Below are 22,116 nucleotides of genomic sequence, written 5' to 3' on the forward strand. Positions count from 1 at the left end.
CGGGCAGGGCGGCGTAATAGGTCACTTCCTGCAGCGCCGGCGGCAGCGCCACCAGGTCGACGGGCGGCGGCAGGGCGTCGCTGCCGGGCGTGCCGTCGCCGGGTGCGTCGAACACTTCGCCGTCGCGGAAGATCGCCGACAGCGCCTGCAGGCGCAACGTTCCGGTTTTCAGCGATGCCAGATCCCACGCCATGTGCGCCACGCCCCACAGATACGGATGCAGCGCGCTGGCCGTGTGGTGCAGCCGCGCCTCATGATATTGATCCTGGCGCTGGAAATGCTGCGGCCGCAGGAACAGGCCCTCTCCCCACAAGACTTTCGCTGCCATGCCCATGCTGTTCTCCTTGAGTGTCGCTGTTGGATATTCTTGCTTGCCGCTTGCCGCTTTCCGCCACCGTCTACTGGCAGCGCAGCGCGGCCATTGTCGTCATGGCGCCCTGCGCGCCGCCCATGCTCAGGGCGCAGGCGTGCAGGCCGATGGTGATGCCGCCGCGCTCCGCATCGGCGGCGGCAAACGTGGCGCGCCAGCGCTGCGGCGCGGGCGCGCGGAACAGGGCCACCACGCCGATGAAATACGCTTCCTTGCTGACTTTTTCCTGCACCTCGTAGCGCTGCCCGGGCACCAGCAGCACTTCGCGCACTTCCATCAGGTCGGCGCCCAGCGCGGCCTGCTCCCGGCGCGCATCGAGGAAGCTGTCGTAGGGCGCCTGCTCGAAGGCGGCGCTCTGGCGCAATTTGTAGATGCGCGCCACCAGCGCCAGCGGCCGGCCATCCGCGTCGGTATTCAGGCGCTGCGCCGCGTGCAGGCGGATGCTCACCGTGCGCGGCGGTTTTTGCGCGTCGGGCAGCTCGGGCGGCGGCCTGGCCACGCCGGCCATCTGCAGCGCCGCGTTGGCCAGCGAACCGATGGCGCCGCCCGCGCAGCCAGCCAGCGGCAGCAAGGCGACGAGGAGTAGCGGCAGGCGGAACTGAAGGGGGGAGCGCATGGCCTGCCTTCGCAAAAATGACGCGTGGAAAGTAATTGCTACAGTCATTTAATCGCATATGCCATGGCGCTACTTGCGCAGGCGCAAAATCCGTCGGCGATCGGCTTGAAGCCTGTGCCAGATCAGGAAAATGATGCATGAATTTCGCTGCTGAGTGGAACTTCTTCTTTGCTGATTAATCTCAATCTGGCAAAAAAATTGGCGATCAATAATGGCCTCCACCAAGGCGCCGCCCATCTTTCCCAGCGGTAGCGTCCTCCACGCAAAGGAGTGCCCGATGATGCCAGCCACCACACTGTCCCGAATTGCCTGCCTTGCCAGCGCCTTGCTGCTGACTGCCTGCGCCACCACGGAGCAGGCGGCGCCCAGGAAGTCCGCCGCGCCCACCCTGGCGCAGGTGATGAGCGACGCCGACGCGGCCGCGCGGGCCGGCCAGCACGAGCGGGCCCTGGCCTTGCTCAAGGCTGGCGGCAGCAGCTATCCGGCCGACAAGGCGCCATGGCTGCAGATGGCGCAGATGAAGTTTGACCGCGGCCAGTATGGCGACGCCATCGGCCATGCGCTCGAAGCGCTCGAGCGCGATCCCGACGACAAGGTCGCCAACAGCATCGTCGCCGTCAGCGGCTTGCGCCTGTCGGGCAAGGCGCTGGCCGACCTGTCGCGGCAAAACAACCTGAATGGCTCGCTGCGTTCGGAAGCGCAGGACCTGGCCCGGCTGCTGCGCGCGAGCATCGGCGAGGAAGTGCTGGTGCCGCCGGCCAAACGGCCGCCGGCAGCGGCAAAAACGCGCGGCCGGCAGCACGGCCGGCGCGCCTGGCGCGGCTGCCAAAGGCACGCCGTCACAGGGCAGCACGGCCGATCCTTTCAGCGGCTTGAAGTAAGCCGGCGCCTCCCCTCCCACTTCGCAAAGGAAGCAACATGGCCAAGTCCGACAGTATCCAGAAACGCCTGCAAAAGGTACGCGCGCCGCGCGTGCAGATGACCTACGACGTCGAGATCGGCGACGCGATAGAGAACAAGGAGCTGCCTTTCGTGATGGGCGTGCTCGGTGATTTTGGCGGTAACGCCGAGCAGGAAAAGAAGCGTCTGAAGGACCGCAAGTTCGTCTCCATCGACATGGACAATTTCGATGAAGTGCTGGGCAGCGTGGCGCCGGCGGCACGCTTCGACGTGGCCAACCGCCTCAGCGCCGAAGGCGGCACCTTTCCCGTCGAATTGCATTTCCGCTCGATGGCCGACTTCCGCCCGGAATCGGTGGTACGCCAGGTCGAACCGCTGCGCAAGCTGCTCGAAGCGCGCACCAAGCTGGCCGATTTGCGCAACAAACTGGCCGGCAACGACAAGCTGGAAGACCTGCTGACGGAGGTGCTCAATAATACCGACAGCCTCGCCGCGCTGTCGCCCATGCACCCCGGCCAGGAGGATTGAGATGAGCGCACAGGCACAACTCAATCCAGGCGCGCCGGTGGCAGGCGCCCAGACGGACTTGCTGGACCAGATCGTCGAGCAGAGCCGGGTCGCCAAGTCCGGCGCCGAGCATGCGCGCGCGCGCGACCTGATCTCGGAACTGGTGACGCAGGTGCTCGATGGCACGGTGCTGGTGTCGCACAGCCTGTCTGCCACGCTCGATGCGCGCGTGGCGGAAATCGACAGCCTGATTTCCGCCCAGCTCAGTGAAGTGATGCACACGGCGCCGTTCCAGCAGCTGGAACAAAGCTGGAGCGGCCTGCATTACCTGGTCGGCAATTCCGACACGGGCACGCGCCTGCAGATCCGCATGTTCAACGCCACCAAGCGCGAACTGGTGAAGGACTTCCAGTCGGCGCTGGAATTTGACCAGAGCAGCATGTTCAAGAAGATCTACGAAGAAGAATTCGGCACCTTCGGCGGCGCGCCGTTTGCCGCGCTGCTGGGCGACTACGCCATTTCGCGCCAGCCGGAAGACATGTATTTCATCGAGCAGATGTCGCACATCGCCGCCGCTGCCCACGCGCCGTTCATCTCCTCGGCGGCACCGGAACTGTTTGGCCTGGAAACCTACGGCGACCTGGGCAAGCCGCGCGACCTGGCGAAGGTGTTCGACACCATCGAATACGCGAAATGGAAAGCCTTCCGCGAGTCCGAGGATGCGCGCTACGTGGGCCTGACCTTGCCGCGTTTTCTCGGGCGCCTGCCGTTCAATCCCGTCGACGGCACCACCGTCGAAGGTTTTAACTTTGTCGAGGAAGTCGATGGCAGCGACCACCAGAAATACCTGTGGTGTAACGCGGCGTATGCCTTCGGTTCCAAGCTGACGCGCGCCTTCGCCGATTTCGGCTGGTGCGCCGCCATTCGCGGCGTGGAGGGCGGCGGCCTGGTGGACGACCTGCCGACGCACACCTTCAAGACGGACGAGGGCGACGTGGCCCTGAAATGCCCGGCCGAAGTGGCGATCACCGACCGCCGCGAGAAGGAGTTGAGCGATCTGGGTTTCATCTCGCTGGTGCACTGCAAGAACACGGCCTACGCCGCCTTCTTCGGCGCGCAGTCGGCGCAGAAAAGCCGCAAGTACAGCAGCGACGCGGCCAATGCCAACGCCGTGCTGTCGTCGCAGCTGCAGTACATCTTCGCCGTCTCGCGCATCGCCCACTACATGAAGGCCATGATGCGCGACAAGATCGGCAGCTTCACGGCCGCCGCCAACGTCGAGGATTTCCTCAACCGCTGGCTGATGACCTACGTGCTGCTCGACGATAACGCCAGCCAGGAACAGAAGGCCCAGTTCCCGCTGCGCGAAGCATCGGTGAAGGTGCATGAAGTGCCGGGCCGGCCGGGCGTGTACCGCGCCGTGTCATTCCTGCGGCCGCATTTCCAGCTCGATGAATTATCCGTTTCGCTCCGACTGGTCGCGGAGTTGCCGAAGTCGACCAATTCCTAATCCCCCGGATCATCCCTCAACCACAGGAGCACACCATGGCAATCGATGTATATCTGCACATAGACGGCATCAAGGGCGAGTCCACCGACGACAAGCACAAGGAATGGATCGAGTGCAAATCGGTCAGCTGGAGCGTGGAGCAGCCGAAGTCCGCCACCGCCTCCACGGGCGGCGGCCACACGGCCGAACGCTGCGAACACAAGGACATCGTCATCTCGAAACTGGCCGACCTGTCCTCGCCGGTGCTGCTGCAGACCTGCTCGGCCGGCAAGACCATCCCCAAGGCGCGCTTCGAGTTCATGCGCGCCGACGGCCAGGGCGAGCGCGTCAAGTATTTCGAGATCGAGATCGAGAATGTGCTGATCGGCGCCGTTACTCCCAACGTGGAGGAGGGCGACATCCTCGGCGAGCATGTCGGCTTCAAGTTCTCGAAAGTCAAATGGAAGTACACGCAGCAAAAAGTGACGGGCGGCGCCGGCGGCAATACCTCGGGCGGCTGGGACCTGGCGGCCAACCGCGTGGCCTGATCCACCCTTGCGCAGCGCGCGGCGGACAGTCTCCGGCGCGCGCCGCGCCGACTTGTCGGGAGCCTGCATGGATACCTATGTACCGGGCCTGTTCGATCGCCTGATGGGCGATGCCGGCGGCGCACATGGCGCGGGCGGCGCCGGTGGCGTGGTGGCGCACCTGTCGCTGGAACAGCTGAAGGACGCGGTGGCGCGCGACCTCGAGGAATTGCTGAATACGCGCATGGCCCTGCCTGCGGGCGCGCTGGACGCCTACCCGGAATGCGCGGCCTCGATCGTCAATTATGGCCTGATCGACTTTGCCGGCATGTGCCTGTCGAGCAGCGATGACCGTGCGCGCATCTGCGCCGCGCTGAAAGCGGCCATCGAACGCCACGAGCCGCGCCTGCGCCATGTGCGCGCGCGCCTGGAACGCGAGGCGGGCGGCATCAACCGGGTCGGCTTCGTCATCAGCGGCACCCTGGTGGTGCGCTGCGGCGGCGAGGCGGTCAACTTTGACGCCGTGCTGCAGCCGTCGTCGCTGCGCTATTCGATCAACCGCAAGGGAGCCGCCGCATGAGCAATAACCTGAAAACCTTGATTGGCAAACTGAATGACACGGCGCGCACGGCCGCCACGCGCGCCGCCGGCATCTGCGTGGGACTGGGCCAGTATGAAGTCGATATCGAACACCTGTTTTTGGCCCTGCTGGAGCAGGAGCGCAGCGATTTCGTCACCATCGCGCGGCGCAGCGAAATCAGCCTGACGGCGCTGGAAGCGGACTTGCGCCGCGAGATTGGCGGCTTCAAGACGGGCAGCGCGCGTACGCCCGTGTTTTCTCCCCACTTGCCGCTGCTGTTCGAGCACGCCTGGCTGATCGCCTCGCTGGCTGCCGGGCAGGCCGATGCGGCCCGCCCGGCCAGCATTCGCAGCCGGCACTTGCTGCTGGCGCTGCTGACGGAGCCGGAACTGGCGCAGCTCGCGTATCGCGGCTCGAAACTGTTCGCGCGCTTCAGCGTGGAGCAATTGAAACACCATCCCGACAAATTGACGGCCGGTTCCCTGGAAGAGGACAGCGCGGCGGCGCCGCCGCTCGCCGAAACAGCCGCCGACCCGGTGACGGCCCTGGCGACGAAAACCCCGGCGCTCGACCAGTTCACCACCGACCTGACGCAGCTGGCGCACGACGGCAAGCTCGATCCGGTGATCGGCCGCGAGGCGGAGATCCGCCAGGCCGTCGACATCCTGCTGCGCCGGCGCCAGAACAATCCGATCCTGACGGGCGAGGCGGGCGTGGGCAAGACGGCCGTGGTGGAGGGACTGGCCTTGCGCATCGCCGCCGGTGATGTGCCCGAGGTGCTGCAGGGCGCGCACATCCACACGCTCGACATGGGCTTGCTGCAGGCCGGCGCCAGCGTGAAGGGCGAGTTTGAAAGCCGTCTGAAAAATGTCATCGACGAGGTGGCGAAAAGCCCGCACCCGATCATCCTCTTCATCGACGAGGCGCACACCATGATCGGCGCCGGCGGCCAGGCGGGGCAGAACGATGCGGCCAACCTGCTCAAGCCGGCGCTGGCGCGCGGCGCCCTGCGCACCATCGCCGCCACCACCTGGAGCGAATACAAGAAATACTTCGAGAAGGATGCGGCGCTGGCGCGGCGCTTCCAGGTCGTGAAGGTGGAAGAACCGAGCGAGGAGATCGCCTGCGCCATGCTGCGCGCCATGGCGCCATTGATGGAGCGGCATTTCGGCATCCGCGTGCGCGACGCCGCCATCGTCGATGCCGTGCGCCTGTCGCACCGCTATATCAGCGGGCGCCAGCTGCCCGACAAGGCCATCAGCGTGCTCGATACGGCGTGCGCCAAGGTGGCGCTGGGGCAGAGCGCCACGCCGGCGCAGCTGGAAAACGCGCATCGCCAGCACGAGCGCAGGGGCGCGGAAATTGCCGCCCTGGAGCGCGAGGCGGCCGATGGCGAAGTGGCCGGCAAGGCGGGTGTGGCGCGGCTGGCGCAGCTGCGGCGCGAACATGACAGCGGCCAGGCGGCGATCGCCTCGCTGGCGCAGCGCTGGGAACGCGAAAAGGCGCTGGTGGCGCAGATCGGCGCCTTGCGTGCGCAGCTGCGCGACGAGCGGCCGGGCGAAGGCGGCGCGGCGCGCCTGCTGGCGCTGAAGGAAGAACTGGCGGCGCTGCAGGGCGAAGCGCCACTGGCGCCGCTGGAAGTCGATGCGCAGATGGTGGCGGGCATCGTCGCCGGCTGGACCGGCATCCCGCTGGGGAAAATGGTCAAGGACGATATCCGCAGCGTGCTGGCGCTGGATTCGGCGCTGCGCGAACGGGTGCTGGGGCAGGATCACGTCATCGATGCGGTGGCGCAGCGCGTGCGCACGGCGCGCGCCAGCCTGGATGACCCCAACAAGCCGCAGGCCGTGTTCCTGTTCACGGGGCCATCGGGCACCGGCAAGACGGAAACGGCGCTGGCGCTGGCCGAACTGCTGTACGGCGGCGAGCGCAAGCTCATCACCCTGAACATGAGCGAGTACCAGGAAGCGCACAGCGTGGCCGGCCTGAAAGGCTCGCCGCCCGGCTATGTTGGCTATGGCGAGGGCGGCGTGCTGACGGAGGCCGTGCGGCGCCAGCCCTACAGCGTGGTGCTGCTCGACGAAGCGGAAAAAGCCCATCCCGATGTGCTGGAACTGTTCTTCCAGGTGTTCGACAAGGGCGTGCTCGATGATGCGGAAGGGCGCGAAGTCGATTTCCGCAACACCATCATCATCGCCACCTCGAACCTGGGGTCGGCCGCCATGATGGCCGCCTGCCTGAACCGCACAGCGGAAGAACTGCCCACGCCGGCCGCGCTGGAAGCACTGGTGCGCCCGCAGCTGGTGGCGCATTTCAAGCCGGCCCTGCTGGGGCGCCTGCAGGTGCTGCCGTTCTATCCTTTGACCGATACGGTGCTGGCCGAGATCATCCAGTTGAAGCTGGCGCGCATCGGCGCGCGCATCGCGCGCAACCACCAGGCGCAGTTCAGCCACGACGCGGCGCTGGTCGAGGCGGTGCTGGCGCGCTGCACCGAGGTCGATTCGGGCGCGCGCAATGTCGATCAGATCCTCAATGGCAGCGTGCTGCCGGCGATTGCCGAAGCGGTGCTGGCGCGCATGGCCGATGGCGAGCCGGTGGCGTCCATCCGTGTCGGCGCCAGCAAGCAGGGGCAGTTCAAATACACCATTAAATAAACCCATCCGCCGGAGAGCGCCATGTTCAATCTGGAGCAGTTGCTGCACCCCGTCAGCGCCGTCAGCCCGTGCGGCGATGACATCACCTTCAGCCAGGAGCTCGACGCCATCGCGCGGGCGCGCCTGCACGACGACCCAAGCCTGGACCAGGGCGAGTGGGTGACTGTGCTCAAGGAGGCGGACTGGCCGTTCGTGGCAACGCGCTGCGAACAGCTGATCGCCTCGCACAGCAAGGACTTGCGCGTGGCCGTATGGCTGGCCGAGGCGCATGCCAAGACGCGGCACTTCCGTGGCCTTGGCGATGGCTATGCGCTGCTGGCCGGCCTGTGCGAGCGCTATTGGGAAGGCTTGTATCCGGCGGCCGACGAGGGCGACCATGAACAGCGCATCGGCAACCTGTTCTGGCTGCTGTCGCGCACCCCGCAGCTGCTGCGCGAGATCCCGCTGACCGATGGCGCCGATGGCCAGTTCGCGCTGCAGGATTTCGACGCGGCGCGCCAGCGCGCGGCGAATGCCGTGGCGCCCGAGCAGGGCTGGGGCGATGCGCATGGCGAGGAGGGCGCCAGCCTGGCACAGATGGAGACAGCGCGGCAGAAGACTCCGCGCGCCTTTTCCGATGCCCTGCTGGCCGATGCGCAGTATTGCATGCAGTCGCTGCTGGCGTTCGAACGCAGCGTCGACGCGCGCTTCGGCGCCGACGGCCCCAGCTTTCGCGCCGCCCGCGAAGCGCTGGAAAGCGCCATCCACTTCATCGCCCCGCTGGCGCCCGGCGCCGATTTTGCGTCCGCGTCGCCCGGCGCGTCGCCAGGCGCCGGCAGCGGCGGTGCCATCGTGCAGCGCCAGCAGGCACTGGCCCAGCTGCGCCAGGTGGCCGATTTCTTTCGCCGCACGGAGCCGCACAGCCCTGTAGCCTACCTTGCTGACAGGGCTGCCAGCTGGGGCGAACTGCCCTTGCACCTGTGGCTGCGCGCCGTCGTCAAGGACCAGGGCACCCTGGCGCAGCTCGACGAAATGCTGGGCACGGGCAGCACGAACGGCTGACGCGATGGGCGCCTTCCATGCTACCCTGCCAGCATGTTCAGAACGCTCCTTGTCCCTGCCGCGCTATGCCTGTCCCTCGCCGTCAGTGGCCTGGCGCAGGCGGCGCAGCCGGTCGTACTGTATGGCGACGACGACTATCCGCCGTACTCGTATGTCGAGAACGGCCAGCTGAAAGGCATCTATACGGAAATCGTGCGCGCAGCGGCGCTGGCCATGCCGCAGTACCAGGTGCAGCTGCGCCCCGTGCCCTGGAAGCGCGGCGTGGTGATGCTGCAGACGGGTGAAGCGTTCGCCCTGTATCCGCCGTATTCCTGGCGCAGCGAGCGGCCGTACGTGCGCTATTCCGTGCCGCTGCTGATGGAGCAGCTGGTGGTGTTCTGCAATCAGGCCGTGCTGGCCAGACGCAGCCTGCAGCACTGGCCCGCCGATTATGGCGGCTTGCACATCGGCGTGAACGCCGGTTTTCTGCTGGGTGATGCGGGCCTGATGCAAGACCTGCAAACGCGCAAAATCGTGCTCGATCCTGCCAAGGGCACGCGCACGAATTTGCTCAAGCTGATGCGCGGGCGTATCGATTGCTATGTCAGCGACCGCCTGTCGGCCCAGTGGGAACTGCAGCGTATCGCCGGCGACAGCCGCGCCGGCACGCCGCGCCAAGCGATCCACGAGACGGCGCAGCTGGCCAGCCAGCAGGGGCACGTGGGTTTTACCGTGCGCCAGCCGGCACAGTATCCATACCGTGATGATTTCATCGCGCAGTTCAATGCAGCCATCGTGCGCATGCAGCACAATGGCGCGATCCGGCGCATCGTCGAGCGGGCGCTGCCACCCTGAACTATGACTTTTGGAGAGAACGATGAAGAAACTGCTATTGCTGTGCATGGTGCTGCTGGCCGGCTGCGTGGGCCGGCCCGACAATATCGTGCCCGTGACGAATTTCGATACCACCAGATATCTGGGCAAATGGTATGAGATCGCACGCCTCGACCATTCCTTCGAACGGGGACTGAGCCATGTGACGGCCGACTACAGCCTGCGCCAGGATGGCGGTCTGAAAGTGCTCAACCGCGGCTACAAGGATGCGGATGCGGCATGGAAGGATGCCGAGGGCAAGGCGTATTTCGTCGACAAGAAAGATGTGGGCTATCTGAAAGTGTCGTTTTTCGGCCCCTTCTATGGTTCCTACATCATCTTCGACCTGGATCAGCAGGACTACAGTTACTCGCTGATCAGCGGGCCCGACAAATCCTACTTGTGGTTGCTGTCGCGCACGCCGACGATGGATCCCGCCGTGCAGCAGCGCCTGATCGACAAGGCCCAGGGCCTGGGTTTTGATACGTCAAAATTGATCTATGTGAAACAAAACTGAGTTTTTCCCCGTGCCGCCCGCTCGTGGCGGCACCTTGCCTTCTGCTTGTTGCTTTTCTGCATGTTATTTCTTGCAATGCCCTCCTGATTCACTCACAATCAGCACCAAGGTAGTGCATATGCGGCGCCGTGGACGCCGGGTATGCCTGCACCCTGCGGCCCCACTTTCACGATTGCCAGTCGGTAAATGCTTGCTATAGTGAATGGTAGCAACGCCAGCCCAGCGGCAACCGTGCAGTGTTCTTTTAGATAGGAAACTCGCAATGAAAAACCTCAAGATTGGCGTGCGTCTCGGTGGCGGTTTTGCCGCCGTATTGCTGCTGCTGACGTCCTTGACCGTGGTGGGCATCGTGCAGATGCAAAGTGCCAGCAAGGAAACCGATGCCCTCGTCAACGTCAAGGTGCGCAACGAGCGCCTGATCGGCGAGTGGACCAAGGTCATCGAGGTGAACGCGGCGCGCACGGCGGCCGCCTGGAAGGTCAGCGATCCCGCGCATCAAAAACAATTCGAGACGGAAATGGCGGCCTCGTCCGCACGCGCCACGGAAATCCAGAACGATATCGGCAAGAGTCAGCTGAATGCGGAAGAGCAGGCCCTGTACCAGGAAGTGCTGAGCACGCGCAAAGCCTATACCGAGGTGCGCAAGAATGTCTTCAAGGCCAAGAACGCGGGCGACCTGGAACTGGGCAAGCGCCTGTATGAAGGCGACATGGCCGTCAAGCGCGACATCTACCTGGCGTCGCTGAAAAAGCTGGAAGTGCTGGAAGCCAAATTGCTCAACGATACCGCCGCGCAAATCCGTTCGCGCTACGAAAATGGCCGCTTGCTGCTGATCTCGCTGGGCGTGGCCGCCATCCTGCTGGGCATTGCCTGCGCCTACTGGATCACCCGTTCGATCACGCGGCCCATCACGCGCGCCGTCGAGGTGGCTGAAGCCGTTTCCGCAGGCGACCTGACCAGCCATATCGTCGTCGAAAGCCGCGATGAAACGGGGCAATTGATGCATGCGCTGAAAAACATGAACGACAAGCTGGTGAGTATCGTCGGCCAGGTGCGCGCCGGTACCGATTCCATCAGCACGGCGTCAAGTGAAATCGCCGCCGGCAACCTGGACTTGTCGTCGCGCACGGAACAGCAGGCCAGCTCTCTGGAAGAGACCGCTTCTTCCATGGAAGAACTGACCTCCACCGTCAAACTCAATGCCGACAATGCGCGCAGCGCCAACCAGCTGGCCATCGACGCTTCGCAAATCGCCAGCAAGGGCGGCGCCGTGGTGTCCGAAGTGGTCAGCACCATGGGCTCGATCAACGATTCCTCGCGCAAGATCGTCGACATCATCAGCGTCATCGACGCCATCGCCTTCCAGACGAATATCCTGGCCTTGAACGCGGCCGTCGAAGCGGCCCGTGCTGGCGAGCAGGGCAGGGGCTTTGCCGTGGTGGCATCCGAGGTGCGCAACCTGGCGCAGCGGTCCAGCCAGGCGGCCAAGGAAATCAAGGGCTTGATCGACGATTCCGTGCAAAAGGTCGAGGCCGGTTCGCAACTGGTGGACAAGGCGGGCCGCACCATGGATGAAATCGTGCAAAGCATCAGCCACGTGACGCAGATCATGAATCAGATCACGGACGCCAGCGACGAGCAGCGCACGGGCATCGAACAAGTCAACCAGGCCATCGGCCAGATGGACCAGGTGACGCAGCAAAACGCGGCCTTGGTGGAAGAGGCCGCCGCCGCGGCGGAATCGATGCAGGAGCAAGCGGCCAAGCTGGCCGACGTGGTGGGCTTGTTCAAGCTGGATGCCACGCAGCAATATGTGTCGGCAGGCGTGGCGAACCGCCCGGCCGCGGCCAGGCCTGCAGCAGCCAAACCCGTCGCACGGCGTGCCGTGACCGCTACTGCGGGCATAGCCACTTCCGCCGCCCGCACCGGCAGTGGCGCTGCCAAGGCAGTCAAAGCGGACACGTTGCGCCCCGCCGGCCCACGCGCGCCGGTCGCTTCGGGCGCCGATGAATGGGAAGAGTTCTAAGCGCGGCGCAGCGCGCGGCTTGGCGTTTTCCCACGCCGGACAACCCGCAGGCATGGCGCGGGCGCTACAATCGCGGCTTGAAGAACACCGCGAACGCGCTCCGCCATGACTACCCGCAGTACCATTGATCCCTCCCAGACCGGCGCCGCCCATCCAGCGGCAACCGTCAAGCGCACGCGCTGCCCCGTCTGCCTGCGCGCAACAGCCAGCTGCATCTGCCGCTGGATTTCCGCCATCCCCCACACGGTCGAGGTGCTGATCCTGCAGCATCCGCTGGAAGTCCACAATGCCAAGGGCAGCGCACGCTTGCTGCACCTGAGCCTGCCCAACAGCCGCATGCTGACGGGCGAGCAGTTCGCCCCGGCCATTCTTGCCGGACTGCTGGCGGACAAGCACAATGTACTGCTGTACCCGGAGACGCCGGGCGACCGTTCGCTGGGCATCGCGCCGCCGCCCGCGCTCGACCCGGCCATCCTGCTCGATCCTGCGCAGCTGCGCCTGGTGGTGCTGGACGGCACCTGGCGCAAGAGCCGCAAGATGCTGTACCTGAACCCGCAGTTGCAGCAATTGCCACGCCTGCCATTGCGTGACACGCCCGCCTCCCATTACCTGATCCGCAAGGCGCATGCGCCCGACCAGTTATCGACCCTGGAAGCGACTTGCTATGCCCTGATGCAGTTGGAGCAGGACGTGCCGCGTTTCGTTCCGCTGATCGCGGCGTTTGACGGTTTTGTCGCGCAGCAGTTGAGTTATGTCATGCCGCACGGTGAAAAAGCTTGAAATAGCACCATGGCAGCCCTTGATCTTGGCCGAACAGCGGCATAGTATACTGTACGTATATACAGTTGATGGGGCCGTTCATGAAAGCAATCATTCCGGAACACGATGACAGCTTTGCCGGGCAAGTGATGCTGCCGCCGCAATCGCTGAAAGCTGGCAAGGGACGCGGCGCCGTATCGAACCTGCAAGGCCGCTACGAGGTGCACGCGCGTGCCGGCTTCGATGACGGCTGGAGCGTGGCGGGGAACGACGAGGCGGAGGGGGAAGGCGGCGCGCCAGCCTGGAAGACGCAGGTCAGCGATGAGCAGGCACGCACCATCCTCACGCGCAACGCCTCGCCCGACTTGCCATTCAACGTATCCTTGAATCCGTATCGGGGCTGCGAGCATGGCTGCATTTATTGCTTTGCGCGTCCCACGCACAGCTATCTGGGCCTGTCGCCCGGGCTCGACTTTGAAAGCAGCATCTATGCCAAGGTGAATGCGCCTGAACTGTTGCGGCGCGAGCTGGCCAAGCCGTCCTATGTGCCGGAACCGATCGCGCTGGGCGTCAATACGGATGCGTATCAGCCGTGCGAGCGCGAACGGCAGCTGACGCGGCGCGTGCTGGAAGTGCTGAGCGAGTGCGACCATCCGGTGGCGCTGATCACGAAATCGTCGCTGATCGAGCGCGACATCGATTTGCTGGCGCCCATGGCGGCCAGGCGCCTGGCTGCCGTGGCCGTCACCGTCACCACGCTCGATCCCGCCATCGCGCGCACCCTGGAGCCACGCGCCGCCGCCCCGGCGCGGCGCTTGCGCACCATCCGCACCTTGACGGAGGCGGGCATTCCCGTTGGCGTGAGCATCGCGCCCATCATCCCCTTCGTCACCGAGCCGGAAATCGAACAGCTGCTCGAAGCCGTGCGCGACGCGGGCGCCATCCACGCCCATTACGTGGTGCTGCGCCTGCCATGGGAAGTGAGCCCGCTGTTCCAGCAGTGGCTGGAAGCGCACTTCCCGGAGCGGGCCCAGCGCGTGATGAACCGGGTGCGGGAAATGCGCGGTGGCAAGGATTACGACAGCGCGTTCGGCACGCGCATGCAGGGCGAAGGCGTCTGGGCTGACCTCATCCGTCAGCGCTTTGAAAAAGCCGTGCATCGGCTGGGCCTGCACGGCAAGGGCGGCCGCTTCAAGCAGCTCGATTGCACCCAGTTCCGCCGGCCGCTGGTGGTGCCGCCGCTGGGCAACAAGGCGAAAGGGGGGAATGCCGGGCAGCTGGACTTGTTTTAGAACGTGCGGTGCTGCCTTAGCCGGAAGCCAGGCGTGCCGCCGTGCCGTGCGCAGGGGCAACGCTGTGAAGAGGGCGCGGCTGGTGGCACGTGCCGGTGGCGCGCGTCTGCTGTGCTGCTTGCTGTGCTGGTTCTGCGTTGTCCGCTGCGCTGTCTGCTATCCAGTCTGCTAGGCTGTCTGCTATGTCGTCAGCTGCGCTGGCGCGGAAGGCTCAGGGCGTCGGGTCCGTGGCTGGCGTTTCCCTGAGCTGCGCCAGATGCTGTTCGATGGCGAAGACGTGCGGGTCGGCCTTGCCCAGTTCGCGCAGCGCGCTGGCCAGGTGCAGCAGGTAGTCGCTGTTTGGGCCACTGGGGCCGCTTGACCGGGCGATCTGGCGCGCGATATCGAATTCGGACGCGGCGCCCAGAAAGGCCGCGTTTTCCTCGTTGGCGATGTACACCAGGCCTTCGACCTTGCTGCCATCGTCGAAGGTGATGTCGGTGGCCAGGCGCAGATAGCCGTTCTTTTCGCGGTGGTCGAGGTGGGCAAAGACTTCCGGCGTGATCAGGTAGGCCATGCCGTCGCACACGGCGCCCGCCTGCGGCACGAGGGTGACGACCCGGCCCGGCGCCAGCGGCGTGCCGCGGTGGTCGTGTGACCCTTGCCAGAAGCGCCGCGTCCAGCCTTCGATGCTGGCGGCACGGCGCTCGATGTAGGGAAAGTCCGCCTTGTAGATCAGCGAACCGTAGCCGAACAGCCAGACCTGTTCGTGGCCGTCGAATTTGTTCATGCGCTGGTTGATGGCGATGGTGGCGGCGTCGATGGACGACAGGTCAGGCTGGGTCATGGCGTAAGCGGTAAGGGGACGATGCTGGATTATAAGGCGCTGCCCGCCGCGCTGCCCGCCGGCGTTGCGTCGCGCGCGCCGCCCACATTCCACTCGTGCGTCTCGACGAACTGGAACAGGAAGGCCATGAAGCTTTCGGCCGCCGGCGACAGCGAGCGGCCCGTCTTGGTGTAGACGAAAAAGCGCCGCGTCAGTTCCGGCTCGTGCAGGGTGCGCATCTGCAGTTTATACAGCTTGACCATCGGTTCCGCATACGGCAGGCAGGCCGTGATGCCCAGGTTGGCGCTGACCATGGCCAGCGCCGTCGTCATGAAGGTCACTTCATTGTAGGGATTTAGCGACAGGTCGCGGAAGGAGCCATGCATGTCGCGCAGCAGGCGTTCCGTGAACTGGCCCTGCAGGGAAATGAACGGGTAGTCGGCCACGTCGGCCCAGGTGACGCGTTCTTTCTGCTGCAGCGGGTGCTGCTCGGGGAAGACCAGCACGAAGGGCATCTCGAACAGCACCTGCGCGGCGATTTCCGCCGTCGGATCGCGCTCGGGGCCGATGCCGAAATCGACTTCGCCGCTGAAGACGCGCGCCGAGACATTCTCCACGGGACAGTCGACCAGGCGCAGCTGCACTTCCGGGTGCGCCTGGCGATAGGCGGCGATCACTTCCGGCAGCAGGGTGCAGGCCATCATCTGCGGCGCGGCGATGCGCACCATGCCCGTTTTCAGTGCCTTGCGCTGGGCGATGCCGGCCATGGCGCCATCGAGATCCTCTATCATCTTTTCAAACAGCGGATACAGTTCGCGTCCGATTTCCGACAGCTGCGTCTTGCGCGTGCTGCGCTCGACCACGCGCACCCCCAGCACGCTTTCCAGTTCCTTGATCAAGCCGCTCAAGGCGGACTGCGTCACGTGCAGGTATTCGGCGGCCAGGGTAAAACTGCCGGTCTTGGCCAGCGCCACGAAGGCGCGCATCTGTCGCAAGCTGGGACTCATAAGATAATCCGATAAATCGATGGATAAAAATTGTTTGTATGATAGCTGCAACTCGATTCTAATGGTGAAAAGCTGAAAAATACGCCAGCCATCGCGCCCCGGGCGCATCCATCGGAGACAAACATCATGAAAATCAAGCAAATCCACCATGTCGCCTACCGCTGCATCGACGCGAAGAAAACCGTCGAGTGGTACGTCAAGCATTTGAACATGAATTTCGTCCTCGCCATCGCCGAAGACCTGGTGCCATCGACCAAGGCGCCGGACCCGTACATGCATGTCTTCCTCGACGCGGGGCAGGGCAATGTGCTGGCATTCTTCGAGCTGCCGACGCAGCCGCCGATGGACCGCGACCGCAATACCCCGGCCTGGGTGCAGCACCTGGCGCTGGAAGTGGCCAGCATGGACGAACTGCTGGCCGCCAAGGAGCGCCTGGTCGCCGGCGGCATCGAGGTGCTCGGTCCCGTGAACCACGCCATCTTCCAGTCGATCTATTTCTTTGACCCGAACGGCCACCGCCTGGAGTTGGCGGCCAACGTGGGCACGCCCGAGATGATGGCCAAACTGGACGCCGTCAAATGGGAAATGCTGGAAGAATGGTCGCAGACGCGCCGCGCACCGAAGCACGCCGCCTGGATGCATGCGCCGGCCGAGGCCTGAGCCGCAGCGCACATCCCCACGCTGACGCCACTTCAAACAACCATCGAACAAGGAATACCATGAAACTCGCCACCCTGAAAAACGGCAGCCGTGACGGCGCCCTGATCCTCGTCAGCCGCGACCTGCGCCAGTGCCTCGCCGTCGCCGAGATCGCGCCCACCCTGCAGGCGGCGCTCGACGACTGGGACAGCATCGCGCCCAGGCTGGAAATCGCCTACGCGGCCCTGAACGCGGGCACGGCGGCCGGCGCCCAGCCATTTGCCGCCAGCCTGTGCCACTCGCCGCTGCCGCGCGCCTATCAGTGGGCCGACGGTTCGGCCTACATCAACCACGTGGAACTGGTGCGCAAGGCGCGCAACGCGGAAGTGCCGGCCTCGTTTTACACGGATCCGCTGATGTACCAGGGCGGTTCGGACAGCTTCATTGGCCCGCGCGACCCGATCTTCGCCCTGTCGGAAGAGTGGGGCATCGACCTGGAAGCGGAAGTGGCTGTCGTCACGGGCGACGTCGCCATGGGCGCCAGCGTGGCCGACGCGGCGAACGCCATCCGCCTGGTCATGCTGGTCAACGACGTCTCCTTGCGCAACCTGATCCCGGGCGAACTGGCGAAAGGTTTTGGTTTCTTCCAGTCGAAGGCGGCCAGCGCCTTTTCGCCCGTCGCCGTCACGCCCGATGAACTGGGTGCCGACTGGGCTGACAGCAAGCTGCACCTGCCGCTGCTGGTGGAGCTGAACGACAAACCCTTCGGCAAGCCGAATGCGGGCGAAGACATGACGTTCAATTTTGCCCAGCTGGTTGCCCACGCCGCGAAGACGCGCGAACTGGGCGCCGGCAGCATCGTCGGTTCCGGCACCGTGTCGAACAAGCAGGGCAATCTGTTCGGATCGAGCATCGAGAACGGCGGCGTCGGTTACTGCTGCCTGGCCGAGGTGCGCATGTACGAAACCATCGAGCACGGCGCGCCAAAGACGGCCTACCTGAAGTTCGGCGACACGGTGCGCATCGAGATGCGCGACGCGGCCGGCGCCAGCATCTTCGGCAGCATCGAGCAGACGGTGGCCCCGTACGCTGGCGCCACGCGCGCCTGAGGGGAGGGCGCCCCATGAAGCTGTACACCTATTTTCGCAGTTCGGCCGCCTACCGCGTGCGCATTGCCCTGAACCTGAAAGGCATTGCCTACGACAGCATCCCCGTGCATTTGCTGCAGGACGGCGGCCAGCAGCTGCTGCCGGCCTACCGCGCCGTCAATCCGTCGGCGCTGGTGCCGGCGCTCGACGACGAGGGCGCCATCCTGACGCAGTCGCTGGCCATGCTGGAATACCTGGAAGAGACGCGCCCCGGCGTGCCGCTGCTGCCGCCCGATGCGCTCGGGCGGGCAAGAGTGCGCGCGCTGGCGCTGGCGATCGCCTGCGACGCCCATCCGCTGACGAACCTGCGCGTCCTGAAATACCTGAAGAACACGCTGGGCCTGTCGGAAGAGGCCAAGCAGGAGTGGTACCGCCACTGGATGGCCGAAGGGCTGGCGGCGTTTGAGGCGCTGCTGGCGCAGGGCGACCCGAAGGGCACGCGGCTGTTCTGCCACGGCGACGGCCCGACGCTGGCCGACTGTTGCCTGGTGCCGCAAGTGTTCAATGCGCAGCGCTTCGCCATCGATCTCGCGCCTTATCCGCGCGTGGCGCGCATTCACGCGCATTGCGTCAGCTTGCCGGCGTTTGCCGCCGCGCATCCGTCGCGGCAGCCTGACGCGGAATAGGACATCAGGAGGGCGGCGGCAGGGCGGCTTCAGGCCCACTCCACCCGGTCGCGCCCGGCGTGCTTGGCGCGGTACAGGGCCTGGTCGGCGCGGATCAGCAGGTCGGTCAGGCTGTCCGGTTCCCGCCGGGCTGGCGCCGTGGCTTGCGGCGCACTCGACGTCACGCCGATGCTGATGGTCAGATTGACCAGCTGGCCGTCATCGCACTCCACCCGCAGGTGGGCCGCCGCGATGCGCAGGCGCTCGGCCACTTCCAGCGCCACCGGCAGCGGCGTTTCCGGCATCAGCAGCACGAATTCCTCGCCGCCGAAGCGCGCCGCCGTATCCATGCCGCGCGTGACGCTGCGCAGGACCTGCGCCACGGCGACGATGGCGCGGTCGCCCGCGTCGTGGCCATGGCGGTCATTGATGCGCTTGAAGTGGTCGATGTCGATCATCAGCAGCGACAGCGTGTGGCCGAAGCGCTGCGCGCGTTCCAGCTCCTCGCCCAGGCGTAGGGTCATCATGCGGCGGTTGCCCAGCCCTGTCAGCGGGTCCGTCGTGGCTTGCTGCTCCAGGCGCGAATTGGCCACCAGCAGTTCCAGGGTGCGCTGCAGGACCCGCTCCTCGAGCAGCGTGCGTTCCTCATGCAGGGTTGCCAGGGTGGCGCGGCGGCTGCGCTGCGCCAGCATCAGCGCCGTGATCAGCGCCGCCTGCAGCACGATCAGCGACAGCCCGGCGATGATCTGCCAGTGGTATTGCGCCCACAGCCCCTGCGGCCGGTTCAGGATGCGCGCCTCGGGCGGCAGCTGGCGCAAGCCGAAGCGCCGTATGGCGGCATCGTCGAAGATATACGCCTGCATGCCATTGGCGTCCGGCGCGCGGCCCTGCAGGATGCGTGCGATGGTGCGCCCGACTTTTTCTCCGCTGATCACATAGCCGCCCACCACGCCGGGCAGTATCAGCGATTCGACGCTGGTGAAAATGGGCACGGCGCTGCGCGAGGCCAGGTCGCGCGCCACGTCGGGCGGCGTGGTGCGCTCGCCCAGCACGTCGCGGTAGACGGGCAGCAGGTAGATGGCGCTGCCGCTGCCCAGCGCTTCGGTGCGGCGCCGCAGTTCTTCCTGGCTCAGGTGATCCCAGAAGTCGACCCGCAGGCGGCCCTGGTAGGGCGCGCTGGCGCTGCGCAGGGCGGCGATCCACGCCTGGCCGCGCGCGCTGCCATCGCCGACGATGGCGATATGGCGCAGCGCCGGCAGCACTTGCAGCATGACGGCGATGGCCTTGGGAAAATCGTGGTGCACATCGAGATTGACGCCGTCGCCGGGCGCCCAGTCCTGCCGTCCCTGGTTGACATAGTAGCGCGGCACGCCGGGAAACAGCTTCGGGTGCTGGCTGAGGAACTGCGCCGCCAGGTAGTTTTCCGTGATGATGGCGTCGAGGTGCACCATCCTGTACTTGGTTTGCAGGTAGGTCTCCAGCCCGGCCACGGCGGGCTGCTCGCCCACGCGCACAGAATCGAGCCGTTCTTCAAAGATGCCGGGCGCGGCGCTCCAGTTCTGGTTCGCCAGTTCCGCGCTGATGCCTCTGCGGATCAGCGTTTGCCACAGCGACGAGGCATCGCTGCCCAGCGAATACAGCACCAGCACCTGCCTCGGCGCCGGGTGCGCTGTTTCGGGCGCCGTCGCCGCTTGCGCGTGGCTGGGAAGCGGCATGGCGCAGCCTAGCCATAGGAGCAGGCTCAGCCAGAGCCGGCGTGGCGTATCGCGCAATCGTGTCAGGTAGTGGTCATGCATGTGAAAGGCAGTTTGTTTAGAACTTGCCCGGACGCAATGAGCGTAGGTGGATTGGAGAATCCGGTAAGCACTATTTCTTGATATGGCTCAAGTTCCAAGGAAACCAGTCTAGCATTGACGGGCGCCATTGGCGCATATGCATTGTAATTTTTGATAGTATTGTTGCTATTGCGGTATTGCTGTTGAGTATGGCAATTGTGCGGTTTCAACAATGCTGGCAGGCCCGTAGCTTGCATCCGTGCGCTACAATTTGCCTTTGCGCAATTCACCATGCCTTCCATGACCGCCAGTTCCATGTCCGTTCCGACCATTCCTGCCAGCATCACCGATGCCCTGTCCCTGGCGCACGCTTCCTGGCGGCCCAGTTTGCTGCGCGGCCTGCACGCCGTGATGGCGGCCGACCCTGCTTATTTGCCGGCGCTGGCCGCCGATGATTACCTGCCCACGCAAGGCAGGCTGTTTGCCGCTTTTGCCTTGCCGCTGGCGCAGGTGCGCCACGTGCTGGTGGGCGAGGGGCCGTATCCGCGCGCCGAGAGCGCCACGGGCGTGTGTTTCATGGATGGCGCCGTCGGCAGCCTGTGGTCGGCCACGGGCCTGTCGAAACCCGTCAACCGCGCCACGTCGCTGCGCAACTTCATGAAGATGCTGCTGGTGGCAGATGGCCAGCTGCAGGGCGGCGATACGTCCGGTGCGGCGATGGCGCCCGTGGCGGCGGCCGCGCAGCAGGCCGGCAGCGGCGTCATCCAGACCTTGCCCGAGCTGCAGCGCAAGATGACGGAGCAGGGTTTCCTGCTGCTCAACGCGGCGCTGGTGTTCCGTGCCCACGTGCCGCCCGTGCAGGATGCGCGCGGCTGGCTGCCCTTCCTGCAGGTAGTGCTGGAAGCGCTGGCGCGGCAGGGCGGCGCGACCTTGCCGCAACTGGTGCTGTGGGGCAAGATTGCCGAGCTGGTCAAGCGCCTGCCGGTGGCGGCAATGCTGCCGCAGGTGACGGCCGAACATCCGTATAATCTGTCCTTTATTGGCAATCGCGACATGCAGGCCCTGTTTGGCCCGATGCAGCTGTTGCGTGCTTGAGAGTGAATTGGCGCCTGTCTGGCGGAAGTCCGGGGAATATGCAAATTAGCAATACTGAAGAATTGAAGGCGTGGATAGCGGCGGGCGGCGTGCCCGACTATCTGTATTTCTGGGGCCATACGCCGGCCCAGCCGCAAGTGGCCGACAAAAGCTGTTTCAGCCAGTGGTTTCCGTCGCCGTTCAGCCTGGCTGGCGTGACGTATGCCACGGCAGAGCACTACATGATGGCGCAAAAGGCCGCCCTGTTCGGCGACACCGCCGTGCAGGCGCGCATCGTGGCGGCCGAGCGGCCGTCGGAAGTCAAGAAACTGGGGCGCGAGGTGGCCAACTTTGACGCCAAGGTGTGGGAGGCGGCGCGCGCCGGCATCGTCTTCGATGGCAACTTCGCCAAGTTCTCGCAAAAACCCGCGCTGCGCAAGTTTCTGCTGGGCACGGGCGAGCGCGTCATCGTCGAAGCCAGTCCCGTCGACCGCATCTGGGGCGTGGGCCTGGCGTCGGATAATCCGCGCATCGCCGATCCTGCCACCTGGGACGGCTTGAACCTGCTGGGCTTTGAACTGATGAAGGTGCGCACCGCCCTGCGGGGATGATAGCGCCCGACCAAACCTGCTGCGCGTCGGCATAGGTGGCCTGCGATGCTCACCGGCGCGGCGCCGCCGTACCAAGTACGGTTGCGCTCCTCGGCCACCTCTCCCTCCCGCTCGCGGCGGTTTTGTCAGGTGCCGTGAGGCCGGCGATTTTCCGATTGTTGTTTTCCTGATGCCGCCGCGCCTGGCGCGGCCGGCCATGCCCCTGCCAGCCCTGTGGTCATCGAGGGGCGCTCTGACAAACCCCGCCGAATTTGTTATACTTGACTAAATCATTCAACTACTCAGGGTTTGAGGAGTTGAAAAACCGCAATATTTTAAACCA

22 protein-coding genes are annotated in these 22,116 nt (G+C 65.2%); 17 read left to right on the forward strand and 5 right to left on the reverse strand.

The window, feature by feature from the left end; all coding sequences use genetic code 11:
• Both tssK and tssJ read right to left on the reverse strand, forming a co-directional pair.
• Positions 1–334: type VI secretion system baseplate subunit TssK (tssK, locus tag JaAD80_RS01030; RefSeq protein WP_180979246.1), on the reverse strand; the 334-nt coding region annotated here is incomplete at its 3' end.
• A 64-nt stretch (positions 335–398) separates the two neighbouring features.
• Positions 399–986: a type VI secretion system lipoprotein TssJ gene (gene tssJ, locus JaAD80_RS01035; protein ID WP_102292487.1), complete on the reverse strand. Its 588-nt coding sequence runs from the start codon at positions 984–986 to the stop codon at positions 399–401.
• Positions 987–1,263: 277 nt separating this feature from the next.
• Here tssJ and JaAD80_RS01040 point away from each other — a divergent pair, with 277 nt between their 5' ends.
• The 12 genes from JaAD80_RS01040 (at position 1,264) to JaAD80_RS01095 (ending at position 14,130) form a co-directional block, all read left to right on the forward strand.
• Positions 1,264–1,968, forward strand: a complete 705-nt coding sequence (locus JaAD80_RS01040) for a tetratricopeptide repeat protein (protein WP_258002759.1) — start codon at positions 1,264–1,266, stop codon at positions 1,966–1,968.
• Positions 1,905–2,414 (forward strand): type VI secretion system contractile sheath small subunit, encoded by a 510-nt coding sequence (gene tssB, locus JaAD80_RS01045; RefSeq protein ID WP_102292488.1) that lies wholly within the window; start codon positions 1,905–1,907, stop codon positions 2,412–2,414. Before JaAD80_RS01040 ends, tssB begins: the two co-directional genes overlap by 64 nt.
• 1 nt (position 2,415) lies before the next feature.
• Positions 2,416–3,903: a type VI secretion system contractile sheath large subunit gene (gene tssC / locus JaAD80_RS01050; RefSeq protein WP_102292489.1), complete on the forward strand. Its 1,488-nt coding sequence runs from the start codon at positions 2,416–2,418 to the stop codon at positions 3,901–3,903.
• Positions 3,904–3,938: 35 nt separating this feature from the next.
• Positions 3,939–4,430 carry a type VI secretion system tube protein Hcp gene (locus JaAD80_RS01055; protein ID WP_102292490.1) on the forward strand — a complete coding sequence of 164 codons (492 nt, stop codon included), beginning with the start codon at positions 3,939–3,941 and terminating at the stop codon, positions 4,428–4,430.
• Between the two features lie 67 nt (positions 4,431–4,497).
• Positions 4,498–4,989 carry a type VI secretion system baseplate subunit TssE gene (gene tssE / locus JaAD80_RS01060; protein ID WP_102292511.1) on the forward strand — a complete coding sequence of 164 codons (492 nt, stop codon included), beginning with the start codon at positions 4,498–4,500 and terminating at the stop codon, positions 4,987–4,989.
• Positions 4,986–7,643, forward strand: a complete 2,658-nt coding sequence (gene tssH / locus JaAD80_RS01065) for a type VI secretion system ATPase TssH (protein ID WP_102292491.1) — start codon at positions 4,986–4,988, stop codon at positions 7,641–7,643. The genes tssE and tssH overlap by 4 nt, the downstream gene beginning before the upstream one ends.
• 21 nt (positions 7,644–7,664) lie before the next feature.
• Positions 7,665–8,684: a type VI secretion system protein TssA gene (tssA, locus tag JaAD80_RS01070; RefSeq protein WP_102292492.1), complete on the forward strand. Its 1,020-nt coding sequence runs from the start codon at positions 7,665–7,667 to the stop codon at positions 8,682–8,684.
• Between the two features lie 33 nt (positions 8,685–8,717).
• Entirely contained in the window at positions 8,718–9,518 is an 801-nt protein-coding gene (locus JaAD80_RS01075; protein WP_102292493.1) for an ABC transporter substrate-binding protein, read from the forward strand.
• Between the two features lie 22 nt (positions 9,519–9,540).
• Complete coding sequence (locus JaAD80_RS01080) at positions 9,541–10,053, forward strand: lipocalin family protein (protein WP_102292494.1); 513 nt, start codon at positions 9,541–9,543, stop codon at positions 10,051–10,053.
• A gap of 262 nt (positions 10,054–10,315) precedes the next feature.
• On the forward strand, positions 10,316–12,079 hold the full coding sequence (locus JaAD80_RS01085; protein ID WP_102292495.1) for a methyl-accepting chemotaxis protein: 1,764 nt from the start codon (positions 10,316–10,318) through the stop codon (positions 12,077–12,079).
• A gap of 105 nt (positions 12,080–12,184) precedes the next feature.
• Positions 12,185–12,859 carry a tRNA-uridine aminocarboxypropyltransferase gene (locus JaAD80_RS01090; RefSeq protein ID WP_102292496.1) on the forward strand — a complete coding sequence of 225 codons (675 nt, stop codon included), beginning with the start codon at positions 12,185–12,187 and terminating at the stop codon, positions 12,857–12,859.
• Positions 12,860–12,987: 128 nt separating this feature from the next.
• Positions 12,988–14,130: a PA0069 family radical SAM protein gene (locus JaAD80_RS01095; RefSeq protein WP_102292512.1), complete on the forward strand. Its 1,143-nt coding sequence runs from the start codon at positions 12,988–12,990 to the stop codon at positions 14,128–14,130.
• 211 nt (positions 14,131–14,341) lie between these two features.
• Here the strand turns inward: JaAD80_RS01095 and JaAD80_RS01100 are convergent, their stop codons facing one another.
• Positions 14,342–14,956, reverse strand: coding sequence for a gamma-glutamylcyclotransferase (locus JaAD80_RS01100; RefSeq protein WP_374755213.1), 615 nt, complete (start codon positions 14,954–14,956; stop codon positions 14,342–14,344).
• 29 nt (positions 14,957–14,985) lie between these two features.
• Positions 14,986–15,942, reverse strand: a complete 957-nt coding sequence (locus tag JaAD80_RS01105) for a LysR family transcriptional regulator (RefSeq protein WP_102292497.1) — start codon at positions 15,940–15,942, stop codon at positions 14,986–14,988.
• A gap of 126 nt (positions 15,943–16,068) precedes the next feature.
• Here JaAD80_RS01105 and JaAD80_RS01110 point away from each other — a divergent pair, with 126 nt between their 5' ends.
• From JaAD80_RS01110 to maiA, 3 genes are read left to right on the forward strand one after another with little or no spacing between them, the layout of a single operon-like run.
• Positions 16,069–16,602, forward strand: a complete 534-nt coding sequence (locus JaAD80_RS01110; protein WP_102292498.1) for a VOC family protein — start codon at positions 16,069–16,071, stop codon at positions 16,600–16,602.
• A 59-nt stretch (positions 16,603–16,661) separates the two neighbouring features.
• On the forward strand, positions 16,662–17,690 hold the full coding sequence (locus tag JaAD80_RS01115; RefSeq protein ID WP_102292499.1) for a fumarylacetoacetate hydrolase family protein: 1,029 nt from the start codon (positions 16,662–16,664) through the stop codon (positions 17,688–17,690).
• Between the two features lie 14 nt (positions 17,691–17,704).
• Entirely contained in the window at positions 17,705–18,355 is a 651-nt protein-coding gene (maiA, locus tag JaAD80_RS01120) for a maleylacetoacetate isomerase (RefSeq protein WP_102292500.1), read from the forward strand.
• A gap of 29 nt (positions 18,356–18,384) precedes the next feature.
• Here the strand turns inward: maiA and JaAD80_RS01125 are convergent, their stop codons facing one another.
• Positions 18,385–20,049 (reverse strand): diguanylate cyclase, encoded by a 1,665-nt coding sequence (locus tag JaAD80_RS01125; RefSeq protein WP_102292501.1) that lies wholly within the window; start codon positions 20,047–20,049, stop codon positions 18,385–18,387.
• A gap of 351 nt (positions 20,050–20,400) precedes the next feature.
• Here JaAD80_RS01125 and JaAD80_RS01130 point away from each other — a divergent pair, with 351 nt between their 5' ends.
• A complete protein-coding gene (locus JaAD80_RS01130) occupies positions 20,401–21,204 on the forward strand; it encodes a uracil-DNA glycosylase (protein ID WP_102292514.1) in 804 nt (267 codons plus the stop codon).
• Positions 21,205–21,242: 38 nt separating this feature from the next.
• Complete coding sequence (locus JaAD80_RS01135) at positions 21,243–21,794, forward strand: NADAR family protein (protein WP_102292502.1); 552 nt, start codon at positions 21,243–21,245, stop codon at positions 21,792–21,794.
• The last annotated feature ends 322 nt before the right edge of the window (positions 21,795–22,116 follow it).

This window comes from Janthinobacterium sp. AD80 (genome assembly GCF_002878455.1).
In the GTDB taxonomy this organism is placed as follows: Bacteria; Pseudomonadota; Gammaproteobacteria; order Burkholderiales; family Burkholderiaceae_D; genus Janthinobacterium.